A 15,515-nucleotide genomic window follows, 5' to 3' on the forward strand; every position below is an offset into this window, starting at 1 on the left:
AGTGCGGGGTCGGGGCTCTCGGGTTCACCTCCACGACCTCAGGGACAGGTGGTCGCGCAGCCACCACAGCGACGCCAGGTGCCCGAGGACGCCCGCGGCGATGGAGATCCCCAGGGCCGGAAGTCCGCCCCCGGTCATCGCCTCCACGACCAGGGGGAGTCCGCCGAACCACACCAGGGCGCAGCCCACGGCGACCAGGACCGGACGACTCACCGGATGCAGCGCCACCAGGGAACGCAACTGCCACAGGGGCAGGGTCTTGCGCACCAGTACCGCGATCACCAGTGCCACCGCCGCGCCCACCGCTCCGTGGGAGGGCACCAATAGCAGGCACACCCCCACGTTGGCCAGCAACGACAGCAGGTTGTTGAGCAGGTTCAGGCCGGTGCGTCCGGTCATGGTGAGCACGAGGTCTCCCATGCCCAGGACCGCCCCGGTCAACTGTCCGAGGCACACGGTCACCAGGACCACGGCGCCGGTCGCGTACGCGTCTCCGAACAGCCGCATCACTTCGGGGGCGAACACCAGCGCGGAGAGGTAGAGAGGCCAGTTCAGACACACCAGCCAGGCCGTTCCCGCCTGGTAGAGCGAGCGCACGCCCGAGTGGTCCTCCGAGGCCAGGAGCTCCACGAAACGGGGCTGTGCCGCGTACAGCACCGCCTGGGTGCCGAACTGGCCCACCACCATGATCCGGGTGGCGGCGGTGAAGACGGCGGCCCCGCTCAGGCCGCCGAGCAGTGCCACCATCACCACCCCGCCCCGCTGCACCCCCATCTGGGCGACCCCGCCCAGGGCGCGAGGGAGCGAGAAGGCCCAGAACCTCGCCGGGGTGACCGGGCCCTCGTCGTCGGGCGGCACGGCGACGCTCTCGGGAACGGAGCGGCGTACGAGTCGACCCACCCAGAACCAGGCCAGCACCGCCGCCGGCAGGTAGGGGCCGGCCCAGGCCAGGGCCAGCAGCCCGACCGACCCGGTCAACGCGATCATTCCGACCAGCGCGAGCTGCGCCAGCGGCCGACCGACCCGGTCCACCAGGACGGTCGCCGACATGTCGTGATGGGCCCGGGTCGCGGCCAGGGCCGTGTCGGTGAGCACCGCGAACGGGAGGAACAGCGCCAGGATCCTCAGGTAGGCGGCGGCCTCCTCGGGGCCGAGGGCGTCGGCGAGGGGGTCGGCGAACACCAGCAGGAGCACCGAGACCAGGGACGCCGTCACCACCGCCGGTCCCATGGCCAGCCGCAACAGCGCGGGGACGCCTCCGGGGCGGCCGAACACCCGGAGCCGGGCGATGAAGTACACCAGCCCGTCCGGGGCTCCCAGGTTGGCCACCGCCGTCATGATCAGGAACACCGACGTCGCGGAGAACAGCAGGCCCGCCGTCTCCTGGGAGAAGGCGCGGGCGATCGCGACGATCAACGCCAGGTTGAGCACGGCGCTCACCACCGCGCCCGCCATGTTGATCACCCCGCCGCGCAGTACGCGGCGGGTTCCGCGGTCGACGCGGTGTTCCGCCGACGTCACATCGACCACGAGGGGGTGCGCCCCCACCAGTCGGCGAGGCGGGCGTCGCTCTCGGTGAACCGGGCGGTGAGTTCGGCGCGCAGGGAGTCCGGCATCACCGAGCGCTTACGGGCGTTGTGGCGGCCGGGCGCGGCCATGGGGGTGGTGGGCAGGCCCAGGAAGCGGACGATCTCCTCCAACGCGCGGGAGGTTCCGTCGAACAGGTCGGCGTAGTCCACCACGTGCATGCGATCCCGCCCCAACCGGGCCTCCATGCGCAGCAGTTGATCCACGTAGTGTCCGCGCGCCACGTACCCGTGGTGCTGGTGGGAATGGGAGTAGTGGCCCGGGTCCTCGATCAGACGCTCCTCGGCGCCCGCCAGACGCTCCGGCTCCAATTCGATCGCGCGCGCGAAGGATTCGGTCTCGAAGCCCCGGGCGGTCTCGTGGGCGTGCGCGGAGTAGGCCCGCTCGACCGGATCGCGCAGGAGCACCACGACCTTGACCCCGGGCAGTTCGCGGGCGATCCGCTCCGGGGCCAGGGGATGGAACAGGTAGTACGGGCTGGACTCGAAGACCAGGGTCCGCGGTCGTCCCCACCGGGACCGCAGGCCGCCGCGCAGAGGGAAGTGCGAGCGGTACCAGGACAGGCCGCGGTGGTATCCCGTGTCGAAGTAGTGGACCCCCTTGCGCAGGGTCGGACCGGAGATCGCGGGGTGCGAGCACAGGGCCTTGAACAGCGAGGTGGTGCCCGACCGCTGGGCTCCGCAGATGAGGAAGTCCGGCAGGGCCCTCGCCGGACTGGTCACGCCCCCCAGCCCGTCGGCGATCGGTAGCAGGGCGCGCCGGGCCGGGACGGCCAGGCGATTCAGCGCAGAGGTGGCCCGGGACATCGCGAGCTCCTTCGTTGTGAGACGTGGCCCCGCCGCGGCGACGACGGGGTCGGGACGCGTGCCGTCCGATGACATCGGTCGTTCAACCGGTGTGGACGGCCTCGTGGGCGGCTCGTTCCTGGAGCCCCTCCAGGGCGGGGAGCAGCCAGTCGTCGACGGCGGCGAGGTGACCTCCGCTCTCCGCCTGACGGTCGTGCAGGTAGCGGGTGGCCAGGTCGATCAGGTACAGGGCCATCACGGTGGAGACCGTGTTGGGCCGTACTCCGAGCTCGGCCAGGAGAGGGTCGCGCAGAAGCCGCGCGCCGCTGTCCAGCCAGCGGTGCACCCCCGGGTGGACCCCGGCCTGAACGCATTCGTTGAGGTCGTAGTGCAGGGCGTCGAACCCGGCGGGGGCGTCCAAGGACAGGCGTTCCCAGTCCCAGACGAACGCCCGTCTCGCGGTGCCGGCGATGTTCCATCTGGTGAGGTCGCCGTGCCAGGCGCCGAAGCACAGGGACACGTCCGGGAGGCGTTGCAGCGCGGCGCGCAGAGGGCCCACCTCGGGCCGGGAGCCGAGCTTGGCGATCCGTTCGTCCAGCGCGCTCCGGTAGGGGCTCATCGAGAGTCGGCGTTCGGTCACCGGGGCCACGGAGACGATCCGGGTGACGCAGCGCAGGAGCTGGTGTCGGGTGGGGCGGTCGGTCTGGCCGCCCACCGGGAGCCCCTCCTGCACCAGCAGAGGCTGTCCGTTCCACTCGCCCTCGTAGAGGAGACGGGGCACCGTCACGTCCGGCAGTCTCGCCTCCGACAGCAGCCGGAGCGCCTCGGCCTCGGCCCGGACCAGCCGGCCGGTGAGCTCGTTGACCGCGACCTTGGCGTAGCCGATGGTCCGCCCGCCGGGGGTCAACAACAGCAGGACCGGTTTGCGGTTGGCGCGCGGCGGTCCCAGGTGGATCGCGATGGACAGATCGCGGTCCAGCGCGGCGGCGAGCGCGTGCTCGATCCCCGGGCCGGCGCCCACGTACAGCCGGTCGCGCAGCAGGAGCGGGGCCACCCCGCTGGCGAAGGCCCCGGTCAGCAGCAGAGTGCGCAGGCGCTCGCGCAGGGAGTGGTTCTGCGCGAAGGAGGTGATGCCCCGGGTGGCCGCCGAGCGGTCGTGCACGGGCAGGATCACCCTCGGGTTGTGCGCGCTGGGCACCGGCAGGTACTGGTGCCCCCGGCGCCGGGGAGGCGCGTTGCGAGGGCCTCCGTCTCCGGTACCGAGCAGTCCGCCGCAGGGCCACAGCACGGCGGCGAGATCGGTCAGGTAGGTGGTCTCTGTGGTCACCAGGCACCCCCGCCGGTGCGCGCGGGTCCCCGTCGTGCCGACACCCTCGGTTCCTCGACGCGCCACAGGAGGGCGACGGCGATCATGGTGACGGCGAGCGGGGACATGAGCGCGACGTAGAAGAACATGTACCAGAACAGCAGCAGAACGGTCAGCAGGGCTCCCTGCCCGACCAGGGTGGTCGCGGAACGGTAGCGCCACGCGACCAGGACGAAGAAGGCCACGAACAGGGCCGTGCCGACCCAACCACCGGCGATGAGCGTCATCCACAGTTGACCGGCGTTGCCGATCACGTGTTGACCGCAGCCGGGGCACTCGGCGGTGGGGCCGACCGCGATCGAGTCGGAACTGCCCAACGACTCCCGCGTGGTGCCCCACCCCACGATGGGGGAGAGGTCGGCGGCCTCGACGGAGGCGGAGTTGGTGGCGGCGCGGCCGTCGTCGCTGTGGGGGTTGTCCGCCCGCGCGCGCACGACGTCGGCGAGGGGGGACAGGAACAGGCCCGCCATCAGGAAGAGCATCGCGACCGTGCCGGCCAGGACCGGGACCACCCGACCCCGGCGGAGCGCCTGCACGGCGACGAAGAGCACCGAGAGGACCAGGCCGGCCCACAGCGCGCGGTTCAGCGAGTGGACGACCGGGGCCACCGAGGCCACGACGACGATCAGCGCGGCCCAGCGGACCGGCCCGGTCCGTTGGAGGATCCACCCCAGTACGAGCCACACCAGGAGCAGGGACAGCATGTAGCCCCAGATGTTGGTGTACTCCCAGGGGGCCTTCGGCCGGGCCGATTCGTAGCCGAAGATGTCCATGACCTGGGCGGAGGCCGGATGGATCAACGTCTGCATGTAGGGGTCGGAGACCAGGGATCCGGGCATCAGGTACTCCAGCGGCGCGGTGAACTCGAACCGCGGCGCGAGCATCCCCAGGTAGCCGCCGGCCACGGTGACCAGGCACAGCACGGCCAGGGCCCACACGACGCGGCGCACCGGCAGTTCACGCTCGGTGAGGTTGCCGATGTAGAGCATCACCACGGTCAGCACGAGGTAGTTGACCGCTCTGAGGATCGCCCCCGGAAAGCCCCCGCTCTCGGGGACGGTCCCCGGCATCGTCAGGGGCACCAGGGCCAGACCGAGCAGGGTCCACACCAGGAACAGGCCCCACACCCAGAACCACGGGGGGACCCGCAGGCCCACCGTCCGGTGCCGCCGGACCAGCTCGGCGAACATCGGTACGGCGAACAGCCAGTAGGCGAACTGGCCCATGCCCAGAGCCCACCACAGGGGATAGCCGGCGAGCAGCCAGATCAGAGGTCGTCCGGTGACCGGGGCGAGGCCGCGCGCGGGCGCGACCTCCCAGGCCACCCCTTTCGGACGCGTCCCTCGGACGGCCCGGCCCCGGGCCGTCAACGTCGGGATCCCGCGGAGGCGGCCCCGGCGCCGACGGAGGGGGTCGAGTCGGATCCGTTCGTCTCCTCGTCCTTCTCGGCCTCGGACGTGTCGGCCTCGGCGGGCCGCGGGGGCGCGGACGGGACGGACTCGGGCAGGGGGGCGGGCGCGGGCTGACGGGGGACCGTGATCGAGCCGGGCACGGCCACCCCGAAGCGGGAGCCGGCGGTGATCAGCTCGTTCAGGACCTCGCGGCGGCTCCGGCCCAGCTCCACCACCGGGAGCAGCAGGTCGGCGTGGGCGGCCAGCGCGTGGGCGTCGGCGCGCTCTCCGGCGGAGGCGGTCACGATGACCACGAACTCGGCGCGGGGACGGAGCAGGTCGACGAGCTCGGCGGCGCCGCCCTGGAACGGGGCCGTGACGCCCGGACGGCCGTACCGCAGCGCGCGCAGACGGGGGAGCCCGGAGGGGCGGACCACCAGGTCGTCGGGGTTCTCGCCGTCGACGAGGATCTCGGCCAGACCGGGGCCCTCGTCGAGCCCGAGGAGGGCGTTCATGGAGTCGGCGCGCGGGTCGGCGCACACCAACAGGGTGTCGGAGCCACCCCGGGCCAGGGCGGCGGCCAGGTTCACGGCGGCGGCGATCCCCGAACGCCCGGGAGTGGTGCCCGTGACCACGATCACCTGGCCGGAAGCGGACACTCCGTCGACCACGGAGGCCCCTCCGACGGACGCGCGGGCACGGATCAGGTGGGCGAGTTCGTCGGCGCGCCGCCCGTCGGGGTCGGCCTCGGTGAGCAGCCCCGGGGTCCGGTCGGGGTCCGTGCCGGGAGTGGACAGGTCCAACAGGACGGGCAGGCCGGCGATCCGGGCGGTGTCCTCGGTGTCGCGCAGGCGCGGGTCCAGCCGGTCGCGCACGACGGCCGTCAGGAGCCCGGCCAGGAGCCCGAGGGCCGCGCCCGCGACGATCCACAGTGCCGGGATCGGGGAGGAGGCCGAGGCGGGCAGGTCGGCCGGGGTGAGGACCTGACCGGGGGAGACCGTCTCCCGCAGGGCGCCGAGCGGGCCGATCATGTTGCCGAGGTCGCCGATCTCCTGCCGGAGGGCGTCGGCGCGGGCGCTCTCACCGGCGTTCGAGTCGCCGGGGGCGGTTTCGGACAGCGCGTCGTAACGCTCCTGCTGTTCGGCCCGCAGGGTCTCCAGATGGCCGTCGATGAGGTTCCGGACCTGCGTTCCACGCTGTTCCAGGTAGGCGTCGGCGAGGGCGGCGGCACCCGTGCGCGCGGTCTCCGGGGAGCGGGCGGAGTAGTGCAGTTCCATGATGTTGCTGTTGGGCGGGACGGTCACGTCGACGTGTTCGCGTACGTCCTCGGCCGAGGGGGAGCCGGGGATCTCCTCGGCGGCGGCGCCGGCGACCCGGTCGGAGAGGACGACCTGGGCCTCGCTGTCGAGGTTGACGTCGCCGGTCAGGCGGCCGGAGCGCTCCCCGGTGAACTCGGCCATGCCGGTCGGGTGCACTTGGACGGCGGTGACGGAGGTGTAGGTGGAGGGCACGGCGAACGCCCCCGCGGTGGCCAGGACCAGTCCGCCCAGCACACCCGCGACCACGAGCCGCCGGCGGCGCCTCAAGAGTGCGGTGTACTCCTTCAGTTCCGGTCCGGACGGGCCGGGGACGTCGGTGGCCATCGGGTCCTCTCCACACAGACATGGCAGCACTTTTAGTAAGTGATTGCATACTAAGTGTAATCCCTTTGGGTCTGCCCGACGGTTTGAGAAACGGCCTTTTCCCTTCCGAAACTGTCCGGAAACCGAGGGTCGAGGGGGAGAATCGATCGGATAAAGCGGACATCAAGCTTCTTCGAGCATGAAAAAGGGCGCCGGGATCTCCCGACGCCCCGCGCGCACGCGCCCGCGGACCTACCCTCCGGCGATCGCCGTGGGCAGCCCGGTCTCGGACTCCCAGGCCTGGTCGCACTCCTTCTGGCTGGAGACCGTCTGGGCCCGTGCCGAACAGTCCCGGTACTCGGTGGCCGGCCCGTTGTAGACGAACAGCACGGCGATCATCGACGCGGAGAGGACCACGCCCACCATGCCCACGGCCATACTCGCCAGGGCGCCGGGGGCCTCGGAGCCGTGGGCTCTGGCCGCTCGGCGGGCGCGTAGCCCCTGCACCAGGCCGAAGGCGGACAGGACTCCGCTGTAGGGCGGGAACAGAAAACCCGCCAACCCGAGGAACAGCCCCCAGAAGCCGCCTCGCTCCACCTTCGGTGGCTGGCCGTCGGTCCGGGGCTCCGGGCTGTGGTCGGTCACAGGTTCACTCCTTCGATGGCACCGTGCGGGGCGGGGCGCCGTGGTCCGCGGCGCCGGAGCGGCGCGGGGTCGTCTTGGACGCGAATGGAACTGAGGTCCGCGTGGGGTAGACGCTACCCGGACCGATAGGGTGGGAACGCGGACGGGCCGAGTAGGCCCAGGTCCGGCGTGTGCGCCGGACGTACGCGCATTCCGGATGCCGCGCCGTCCCCCGGCGCCCCCGGGAGCGGAGGGCCTCGGGCCTCTCCGCATCGTTCTTCTACACGTGAGGGAGAAGCACGCTTTGTCCGCGCGAGTGGTGGTTCTCATATCCGGGGCGGGCAGCAACATGGCCGCTCTGATGGAGGCCGCGAAGGACCCCGACTACGGGGTCGAGATCGTCGCAGTCGGTACGGATCGCGAGGGAACACGCGGTATCGAGGTCGCCCGGGAGGCGGGGGTGCCCACCTTCGTGGTCCCCTTCCGCGCCTACGCCGACCGTGCCGAATGGGATACGGCCATGTCCGACCGGATCGCCGAGTACACACCCGATCTGGTCGTCTCCGCCGGCTTCATGCGCATCCTGGGGCCCGCCGTCGTCGGCCGGCACCAGGCGGTCAACATCCACCCGGCCCTGCTCCCCTCCTTCCCCGGCGCGCACGCGGTACGCGACGCGCTCGCCCACGGTGTCCGCATCACCGGCACCACCATCCACTTCCTCGACGAGGGCGTCGATTCCGGGCCGATCATCGACCAGGTCGCGGTGCCCGTCGAGGACGGAGACGACGAGTCCGGCCTCCACGAACGGATCAAGGTCGTGGAACGGCGGATGCTGGTCGACACGGTCGGCCGGCTCGCCCGTGAAGGCTGGACCGTCGACGGCAGGCACGTGCGGTTCGGCCGCACCGACACGAAGGAGAACCGGTGACCCAGCAGGCCATCAGGCGTGCGTTGATCAGTGTGTACGACAAGACCGGTCTGACCGACCTGGGCGCGGGTCTGGCCGAGGCCGGGGTGGAGATCGTCTCCACCGGCTCCACCGCCGCCACCCTCACCGCGGCGGGCGTGCCCGTCACCCCGGTCGAGGACGTCACGGGCTTCCCCGAGATCATGGAGGGCCGGGTCAAGACCCTCCACCCCTCCGTGCACGCGGGCCTGCTCGCCGACCGGAACAACCCCGACCACGTCGCCAAGATCGACGAGTTGGGCATCGCCCCCTTCGATCTGGTCGTGGTCAACCTCTACCCCTTCTCCGACACCGTCGCCTCGGGTGCCTCCGAGGCCGACTGCATCGAGAAGATCGACATCGGCGGTCCGGCCATGGTGCGCGCCTCCGCCAAGAACCACGGCAGCGTCGCGATCGTGGTCGACCCCGCCGCCTACGACTCCGTACTGGAGGCGGTCCGGGCCGGCGGCTTCACCCTGGACCGGCGCAAGGCCCTGGCCGGGCTGGCCTTCCAGCACACCGCCGCCTACGACGCGGCGGTCGCCGAGTGGTTCGCGACCGCCTACGCCCCCGACACGGAGACGGACGAGGGCGGCCTGCCCGCCTTCCGCGCCTCGGTGTACACCCGTGAGAGCGGTCTGCGCTACGGCGAGAACCCGCACCAGAAGGCCGCCCTCTACACCGAGGTCGGCGCCTCCGGCGGTCTCGCCGGCGCCGAGCAGCTGCACGGCAAGGCCATGTCGTACAACAACTACGTCGACGCCGACGCCGCCCTGCGCGCCGCCTACGACTTCGACGAGCCGTGCGTGGCCATCATCAAGCACGCCAACCCGTGCGGTATCGCCGTGGGCACCGACCTCGCCGAGGCCCACCGCAAGGCGCACGCGGGCGACCCGGTCTCCGCGTTCGGCGGGGTGATCGCCGCCAACCGCGAGGTCGACGCCGAGGTGGCCGCGCAGATCGCCGAGATCTTCACCGAGGTCGTCGTCGCTCCGGGCTTCTCGGACGAGGCGGTCCGGACCCTGTCGGCGAAGAAGAACATCCGCCTGCTGGTGGTCGCCGACCCGGCCAAGGGGCCGCGCCGCGAGTTCCGTCAGGTCAGTGGCGGTCTGCTGGTCCAGGACACCGACGTCGTCGACGCCGAGGGCGACGACCCCGCCACCTGGACCCTGGCCACCGGCACCCCCGCCGACGAGGCCACGCTCGCCGACCTGGCCTTCGCCTGGACCGCCGTGCGCGCGGTCAAGTCCAACGCGATCCTGCTCGCCGCCGACGGCGCCACCGTCGGTGTCGGCATGGGCCAGGTCAACCGGGTCGACTCGGCCCGGCTCGCGGTCTCCCGAGCGGGAGACCGGGTCAAGGGCGCCGTGGCCGCCAGCGACGCCTTCTTCCCCTTCCCGGACGGTCTGGAGATCCTCACCGAGGCCGGCGTCCGCGCCGTCGTCCAGCCGGGCGGTTCGGTCCGCGACGCCGAGGTGATCGCCGCCGCCGAGGCCGCCGGGGTCACGATGTACCTCACCGGCACCCGCCACTTCTTCCACTAACCGAGCAGGAGCAACGCATGAGCGCGATCGTTCTGGACGGAAAGGCCGTCGCCAAGGCCATCAAGGAGGATCTGGCCGGGCGGGTGGCGCGGTTGCACGCCCAGGGGATCACCCCCGGGCTGGGGACCGTACTGGTGGGGGACGACCCCGGCAGCCACTCCTACGTGCGCGGCAAGCACCGGGACTGTGCCCAGGTGGGCATCGCCAGCATCCGTCGCGACCTGCCCGCGGACGCCACCCAGGCGGACGTGGAGCGGGCCGTCCACGAGCTCAACGAGGACCCGGCGTGCACGGGTTACATCGTGCAGCTCCCCCTGCCCAAGGGGCTGGACGAGGGGCGCGTGCTGGACCTGATCGACCCGGTCAAGGACGCCGACGGTCTCCAGCCGGTCAACCTGGGCAGGCTCGTCCTCATGGAGGAGGCCCCGTTGCCCTGCACACCGCGCGGCATCGTGGAGCTGCTCCGCCGCTACGACGTGCCGCTCAAGGGCGCGGAGGTCGTCGTGGTCGGACGCGGCGTCACCGTGGGCCGCCCCCTGGGGCTGCTGCTCACCCGCCGTTCGGAGAACGCCACCGTCACCCTGTGCCACACCGGCACCCGTGACCTGGCCGAGCACACCCGTAAGGCCGACGTCATCGTCGCCGGAGCCGGGGTGCCCGGGCTGATCACCCCCGACATGGTCAAGCCGGGGGCGGCCGTGCTGGACGTGGGCGTCTCGCGCACCGAGGCCGGTCTCGTCGGAGACGTGGCCCCGGGCGTGGAGGGCGTCGCCGGGCACCTTTCCCCCAACCCCGGGGGAGTGGGCCCGATGACCCGGGCGATGCTGCTGGTCAACGTGGTCGAGGCCGCCGAGCGTCAGGCCGCGGCCCGGTCCTGAGCGCACCGGTCCACGGCGAGGGGCGGTCCCGCATGGGGTCGCCCCTTCGGTGTGCCGGGCACGGGCTCAGACGGCGCGACGCGAGTGGTCTCCCACCGGCATCGGCCGGACCAACCCCAGGGCGACCACCTCGTTGGCCAGACGGGTACGCCGGTTCTGCCCCTCCGGGATGCGGAACTTCTGGTAGAGCCGCAGGAGATGCTGTTTGACGGCCGCCTCGGTGACCACCAGGGCCTCGGCGATGTCGCGGGCGGTGGCGGGGGCGACGAAGGCCTCCTCGGACAGGGCCGGGCGGCACAGGGCGGTGAGCACGTCCAGCTCGCGTCGGGTCAGCTCGGGGGTGGCACCGCGACGCAGCACCTTGTCGGGGCTCAACTGTTCCTTGGGCAGCCCGCCGATCCGACAACGGGCGGTGCCGAAGCTGACGACGTCGCCCTCCTCCAGGACCCGCCGGGCGATCGGGCGGCCGTTGACACGAGTGCCGTTACGGGACAGACCCAGGTCCACCACGTAGACGTAGGGTCCGCGGCGGATCAGTTCGGCGTGCAGCTGGGAGACGCTCTGGTCGTCCAGACGGATGTCGGTCCCCTCGCCGCGGCCGACGGTGGTGACCTCGTCCGCGAGGGGGCGGACCTCTCCGGTCTCCTCGACACGAAGGTAGGGGCCCTCCACGGCGGATCCCCCCGAACCGCCGGTGTGCGGTCGGTGCGGGTAGGAGCGGCGGTGGGGGAGGGCGGGTTGACGTGGGGTGGCGGTCCGATCGATACGACGCGTGGGCTTCATGGGGGTAGGTCCTCGCTCACCGGTGCACTCAATCTCCAGCTGGGTTACCCGGCTGGTACGTGTTCTACGCGCTTACCCCGCAGTTAGGGGGATAAGGCCCGGGATTACGGTCTTGTGGCCGAACCGGAAGCGGGAAACGGTCGCCGGAGCCTCACTAGGGAAGTGGGTCCGTTTCGGTGAGACCTGAGGTGTCACCGGGGCCGGACACTACAATGGGCGCGGTCCCTCCCAGGGCGGAACGCGATCTCAGAGGGGATCGGCCGGAGCCTCCCGAACGTGAGCCGTGGTCGAGCGCCGTTCGGTTTCGGACAGAGTCCCGGACGAAGGATGGCCGATCCGGGCCGGCGGCCCGGGAGAGACCGTGAGAACGAGCCGCGAGGCGGCCAGGCAACTCGGAAGCGAACAGGTCGGGACGCGGTGAACGACGCGGAGCAGGCTGAGGTGGCGGGGTCGGACGGGAACATCCCCGACGACGGCGCGGGCGAGAGGAAGGCCCCGGTCCGGAGGGCGGTGCCGTACTGGCTCTCCCAGGTCCCCTACGCGCTGGTGCTGTCCACCCTGGCGGCGGGGATCGTGGTCGTGGCCGCCGCCTACTTCAAACGGGGACCGGCGATCATCGCGGGGGCGCTGCTGCTCGCCGCGACCTTCCGTCTGGTGCTGCCCAAGGACTGGATCGGACTGCTGGCGGTGCGGCGCCGATGGGTCGATCTGCTCACACTGGTGACCCTCGCGGTCCTTCTGATCGTCCTGGCATGGGTGGCGCCGCAACTCTCCTCATGAGCGTCTAATAAGCTTGATGTCGAGATACCGCGACACCGATAAGCGCCGCCTCCCCGGATGACACGGACACCGGGCGGGATCAGGGATCGCCGCGCGCGGAGCGGCACCGGTCACGAACCGGCGCCGCCGCTCCGCCGCACGAGGCGGCGAAGACTGAAGGGACAGCCGCACAGCCATGGCCAAGATCAAGGTCGAAAACCCCGTAGTCGAGCTCGACGGCGACGAGATGACCCGGATCATCTGGTCCTTCATCAAGGACCGTCTGATCCTGCCCTACCTCGACGTCGACCTGAAGTACTACGACCTGGGCATCGAGGAGCGCGACCGTACCGACGACCAGATCACCGTCGACGCGGCCAACGCCATCAAGGAGCACGGCGTCGGCGTCAAGTGCGCCACCATCACGCCGGACGAGGCCCGGGTCGAGGAGTTCGGCCTCAAGAAGATGTGGCGGTCGCCCAACGGCACCATCCGCAACATCCTCGGTGGCGTCGTCTTCCGCGAGCCCATCATCTGTGAGAACGTGCCGCGGCTGGTGCCGGGCTGGACCAAGCCGGTCATCATCGGCCGTCACGCCCACGGCGACCAGTACAAGGCCACCGACTTCAAGGTCCCCGGCCCCGGCACGGTCACCATGACCTACACCCCGGCCGACGGCAGCCAGCCGGTCGAGTTCGACGTCGCCGAGTTCCCCGAGGCGGGCGGCGTCGCCATGGGCATGTACAACTACCGCAAGTCCATCGAGGACTTCGCCCGGGCCAGCCTCAACTACGGCCTGGACCGGAACTACCCGGTCTACATGTCGACCAAGAACACCATCCTCAAGGCCTACGACGGCATGTTCAAGGACGTGTTCGAGGAGATCTTCGAGGCCGAGTTCAAGGAGAAGTTCGCCGCCGCGGGCCTCACCTACGAGCACCGTCTCATCGACGACATGGTCGCCGCCGCGCTCAAGTGGGAGGGCGGCTACGTCTGGGCCTGCAAGAACTACGACGGTGACGTCCAGTCCGACACCGTCGCGCAGGGCTTCGGCTCCCTGGGCCTGATGACCTCCGTGCTGCGCACCGCCGACGGCCGCACCGTCGAGGCCGAGGCCGCCCACGGCACCGTGACCCGTCACTACCGCCAGCACCAGCAGGGCAAGCCCACCTCGACCAACCCGATCGCCTCCATCTTCGCGTGGACCCGCGGTCTGGAGCACCGGGGCAAGCTGGACAACACCCCGAAGGTGATCGAGTTCGCGAACACCCTCGAGGACGTCGTCATCAAGACCGTCGAGGGCGGCCAGATGACCAAGGACCTGGCGCTGCTGGTCGGCTCCGAGCAGGAGTGGCTGACCACCGAGCAGTTCCTCGCCGCTCTGGACGAGAACCTGAGCAAGCGTCTCGCCTAGGTCCCACCACGGTCGTCGTGAGCCGACGACCCGAGTGAGACACCGGTCACGCCCGGGTGTCCCGGTGAGGGGGCGCCCGGGCGTCGTCGTTCCCGGATCTCAGCGGGTGAGACGCGCGGAACGCCGTGTTCGCGGGGGTTCGCGACCGCGGAAGTGACGGACTTCCTCGGCGTGTTTCCCGTGTTCGGGCGACACGGAGGTCCTCGAGGTGGGAGGATGACGGGGTCGGCGTGGGACTCATGGTGCCAATGCGACGTAGGACACGTGGATCCGATTCGCGCCTTTCATGAACTTTGACTTATTGTGGAGTCACGCCGGTGAGAACCGGCAGGCCAGGGCGGCCTCGCGGCCCCCGAGCCACCATGACCGACGTGCCGGCCGTGCGCCCGCTGGGGGGTAGGCGCGCACAGTACGGAACGTCATGAAGAAGGGCCCGTCACCTCGGTGACGGGCCCTTCGTCCTTTCCGGGCGGACCTCCGCCCGCCCGGAGGGGGATCAATCCTGCATGGCCTCCTCGGGGATGGGCTCGCCCTCGCGCATCGCGTCGAACATCATCTCCGACCTGGCCTGGTCCCACAGCACGACCGAGCCCACGCCGTCCAGGGTGGGGGTCTCGCCGACCGGAACCGCGGTCGTCTGCGTGCCGCCGCGCATCGCCATCAGCATGCTCGCCAGATGCCGCAGCTTGTCGCCCTCGTCGACCATGAAGGTGTCGGTGCCCGCCGTCACCAGCGGCACCGCGCGGAAGGGGTTGAACATGGTGGAGGGGGCACTGGCCTTCTGGATCAGCGCCGAGAAGAACTCGCGCTGACGCTGGATCCGGTCCAGGTCGGCCCGGGGGGTGGCTCGTGTACGGACGTAGCCCAGCGCGGTGCCGCCGTCCATCTCCTGACAGCCCGCCTCGATGTCGAGACCGGCCTTGGGGTCCTCCATGGGCTCCTCGGGGCACATCTCCACGCCGCCGACCGCGTCGACCAGGTCGACGAAGCCGCCCATGCCGATCTCCACGTAGTGGTCGATCCGCACGCCCGAGGCGCGCTCGAACGCCTCCACCAGGGGAGCGGGGCCGCCACAGATCTCCTCGCCCTCCTCGTCGGTGCCGCACACCGAGTCCGCGAAGGCCGTGTTGATCTTGTTGTCGGCGTATCCGGGGATGGGCATCGGCACGTAGGAGTCGCGCGGCACGCTGACGATGGTGGGGTCACCGTCGCGGGGCATGTACAGGACCATGATCGTGTCGGTGCGACGTCCCTCGGCGCGACCGGTGGACAGCTCACGGATCTGGTCGTCGTCCAGCCCGTCACGACTGTCGGAGCCCACGATCATGTAGGTGGTGCCGCGGGCCCGGTCGGGACGGCCGTCGTAGTCCTGGAGCGCGTCCACGCGCTCCAGACGGGAGTTCGCCCACAGGTAGAACGAGGTCGGCGCGACCAAGAGCACCACCAACAGGATGATCGCGGTGGTGCGGAACCGTCGTTTGCGCTGCTCCCTGGCCCTGCGCTTGATCCCGCGCCCGTCGTACTCGCGTCCCTCGGCGTGGGTACGACGCCGGGGCGGCCGGTGCGGGGGGACCCGGTCCGCCGGGGGGAGGCGGCGGGTCTCTCCCACCACGCGCTGCTCGGACTCACGGGAGCGGTAGAGCCTCTCGAACTCGTCCGGCTTTCCCGGGTCGCCGGCGCGCCGGAACACGCCGCCTCTGTCGTGCTCGCCGGTCGAGCCGGGATCGTCCCGGTGTCGTCGGTCAGCCATGGGTCTTCGCCTATCTGCTCGGCGCCGTATGCCGCTCGGTGTGTCCTTTGTCCCTTGTGATCGCTG

At 71.1% G+C, this 15,515-nt stretch carries 13 protein-coding genes; 5 read left to right on the forward strand and 8 right to left on the reverse strand.

All coding sequences use genetic code 11. The features are described 5' to 3' along the window. Positions 1–24: 24 nt before the first annotated feature. The 6 genes from U9J66_RS10425 to U9J66_RS10450 form a co-directional block, all read right to left on the reverse strand. Positions 25–1,548: a lipopolysaccharide biosynthesis protein gene (locus U9J66_RS10425; protein WP_326337600.1), complete on the reverse strand. Its 1,524-nt coding sequence runs from the start codon at positions 1,546–1,548 to the stop codon at positions 25–27. After that, positions 1,518–2,393, reverse strand: a complete 876-nt coding sequence (locus U9J66_RS10430) for a sulfotransferase domain-containing protein (protein WP_161110617.1) — start codon at positions 2,391–2,393, stop codon at positions 1,518–1,520. The genes U9J66_RS10425 and U9J66_RS10430 overlap by 31 nt, the downstream gene beginning before the upstream one ends. 82 nt (positions 2,394–2,475) lie before the next feature. Continuing rightward, on the reverse strand, positions 2,476–3,699 hold the full coding sequence (locus tag U9J66_RS10435) for an aminoglycoside phosphotransferase (protein ID WP_014910832.1): 1,224 nt from the start codon (positions 3,697–3,699) through the stop codon (positions 2,476–2,478). Beyond that, positions 3,696–5,063: a ligase gene (locus U9J66_RS10440; RefSeq protein ID WP_161110616.1), complete on the reverse strand. Its 1,368-nt coding sequence runs from the start codon at positions 5,061–5,063 to the stop codon at positions 3,696–3,698. The genes U9J66_RS10435 and U9J66_RS10440 overlap by 4 nt, the downstream gene beginning before the upstream one ends. Before the next feature lie 41 nt (positions 5,064–5,104). Next, positions 5,105–6,772, reverse strand: coding sequence for a YveK family protein (locus U9J66_RS10445; protein WP_161110615.1), 1,668 nt, complete (start codon positions 6,770–6,772; stop codon positions 5,105–5,107). A gap of 231 nt (positions 6,773–7,003) precedes the next feature. Next, positions 7,004–7,396 (reverse strand): DUF4190 domain-containing protein, encoded by a 393-nt coding sequence (locus tag U9J66_RS10450; RefSeq protein WP_161110614.1) that lies wholly within the window; start codon positions 7,394–7,396, stop codon positions 7,004–7,006. A 295-nt stretch (positions 7,397–7,691) separates the two neighbouring features. On the opposite strand from U9J66_RS10450, the gene purN reads away from it, so the two are divergent. Genes purN through U9J66_RS10465 form a run of 3 tightly spaced genes read left to right on the forward strand, consistent with a single transcriptional unit; the run spans position 7,692 to position 10,743 of the window. Continuing rightward, on the forward strand, positions 7,692–8,303 hold the full coding sequence (gene purN, locus U9J66_RS10455) for a phosphoribosylglycinamide formyltransferase (protein WP_026124784.1): 612 nt from the start codon (positions 7,692–7,694) through the stop codon (positions 8,301–8,303). Then, the gene (purH, locus tag U9J66_RS10460; RefSeq protein WP_014909912.1) at positions 8,300–9,865 is read left to right on the forward strand and encodes a bifunctional phosphoribosylaminoimidazolecarboxamide formyltransferase/IMP cyclohydrolase; all 1,566 of its coding nucleotides are present in this window, start codon (positions 8,300–8,302) and stop codon (positions 9,863–9,865) included. The genes purN and purH overlap by 4 nt, the downstream gene beginning before the upstream one ends. Positions 9,866–9,882: 17 nt before the next feature. Continuing rightward, on the forward strand, positions 9,883–10,743 hold the full coding sequence (locus tag U9J66_RS10465; protein ID WP_014909936.1) for a bifunctional methylenetetrahydrofolate dehydrogenase/methenyltetrahydrofolate cyclohydrolase: 861 nt from the start codon (positions 9,883–9,885) through the stop codon (positions 10,741–10,743). A gap of 66 nt (positions 10,744–10,809) precedes the next feature. Here the strand turns inward: U9J66_RS10465 and U9J66_RS10470 are convergent, their stop codons facing one another. Next, the gene (locus U9J66_RS10470) at positions 10,810–11,415 is read right to left on the reverse strand and encodes an FHA domain-containing protein (protein WP_014909505.1); all 606 of its coding nucleotides are present in this window, start codon (positions 11,413–11,415) and stop codon (positions 10,810–10,812) included. Between the two features lie 528 nt (positions 11,416–11,943). Between U9J66_RS10470 and U9J66_RS10475 the strand changes: the two genes are divergently transcribed. Both U9J66_RS10475 and U9J66_RS10480 read left to right on the forward strand, forming a co-directional pair. Next, complete coding sequence (locus tag U9J66_RS10475; RefSeq protein WP_017533403.1) at positions 11,944–12,306, forward strand: DUF3017 domain-containing protein; 363 nt, start codon at positions 11,944–11,946, stop codon at positions 12,304–12,306. 175 nt (positions 12,307–12,481) lie between these two features. Next, the gene (locus tag U9J66_RS10480; RefSeq protein WP_014908604.1) at positions 12,482–13,699 is read left to right on the forward strand and encodes an NADP-dependent isocitrate dehydrogenase; all 1,218 of its coding nucleotides are present in this window, start codon (positions 12,482–12,484) and stop codon (positions 13,697–13,699) included. Positions 13,700–14,195: 496 nt separating this feature from the next. On the opposite strand, the gene U9J66_RS10485 is transcribed toward U9J66_RS10480, so the two are convergent. Next, a complete protein-coding gene (locus U9J66_RS10485) occupies positions 14,196–15,449 on the reverse strand; it encodes an LCP family protein (RefSeq protein ID WP_014910162.1) in 1,254 nt (417 codons plus the stop codon). Between the last annotated feature and the right edge of the window lie 66 nt (positions 15,450–15,515).

This window comes from Nocardiopsis sp. LDBS1602 (assembly GCF_035818715.1).
Taxonomy (GTDB): domain Bacteria; phylum Actinomycetota; class Actinomycetes; order Streptosporangiales; family Streptosporangiaceae; genus Nocardiopsis; species Nocardiopsis alba.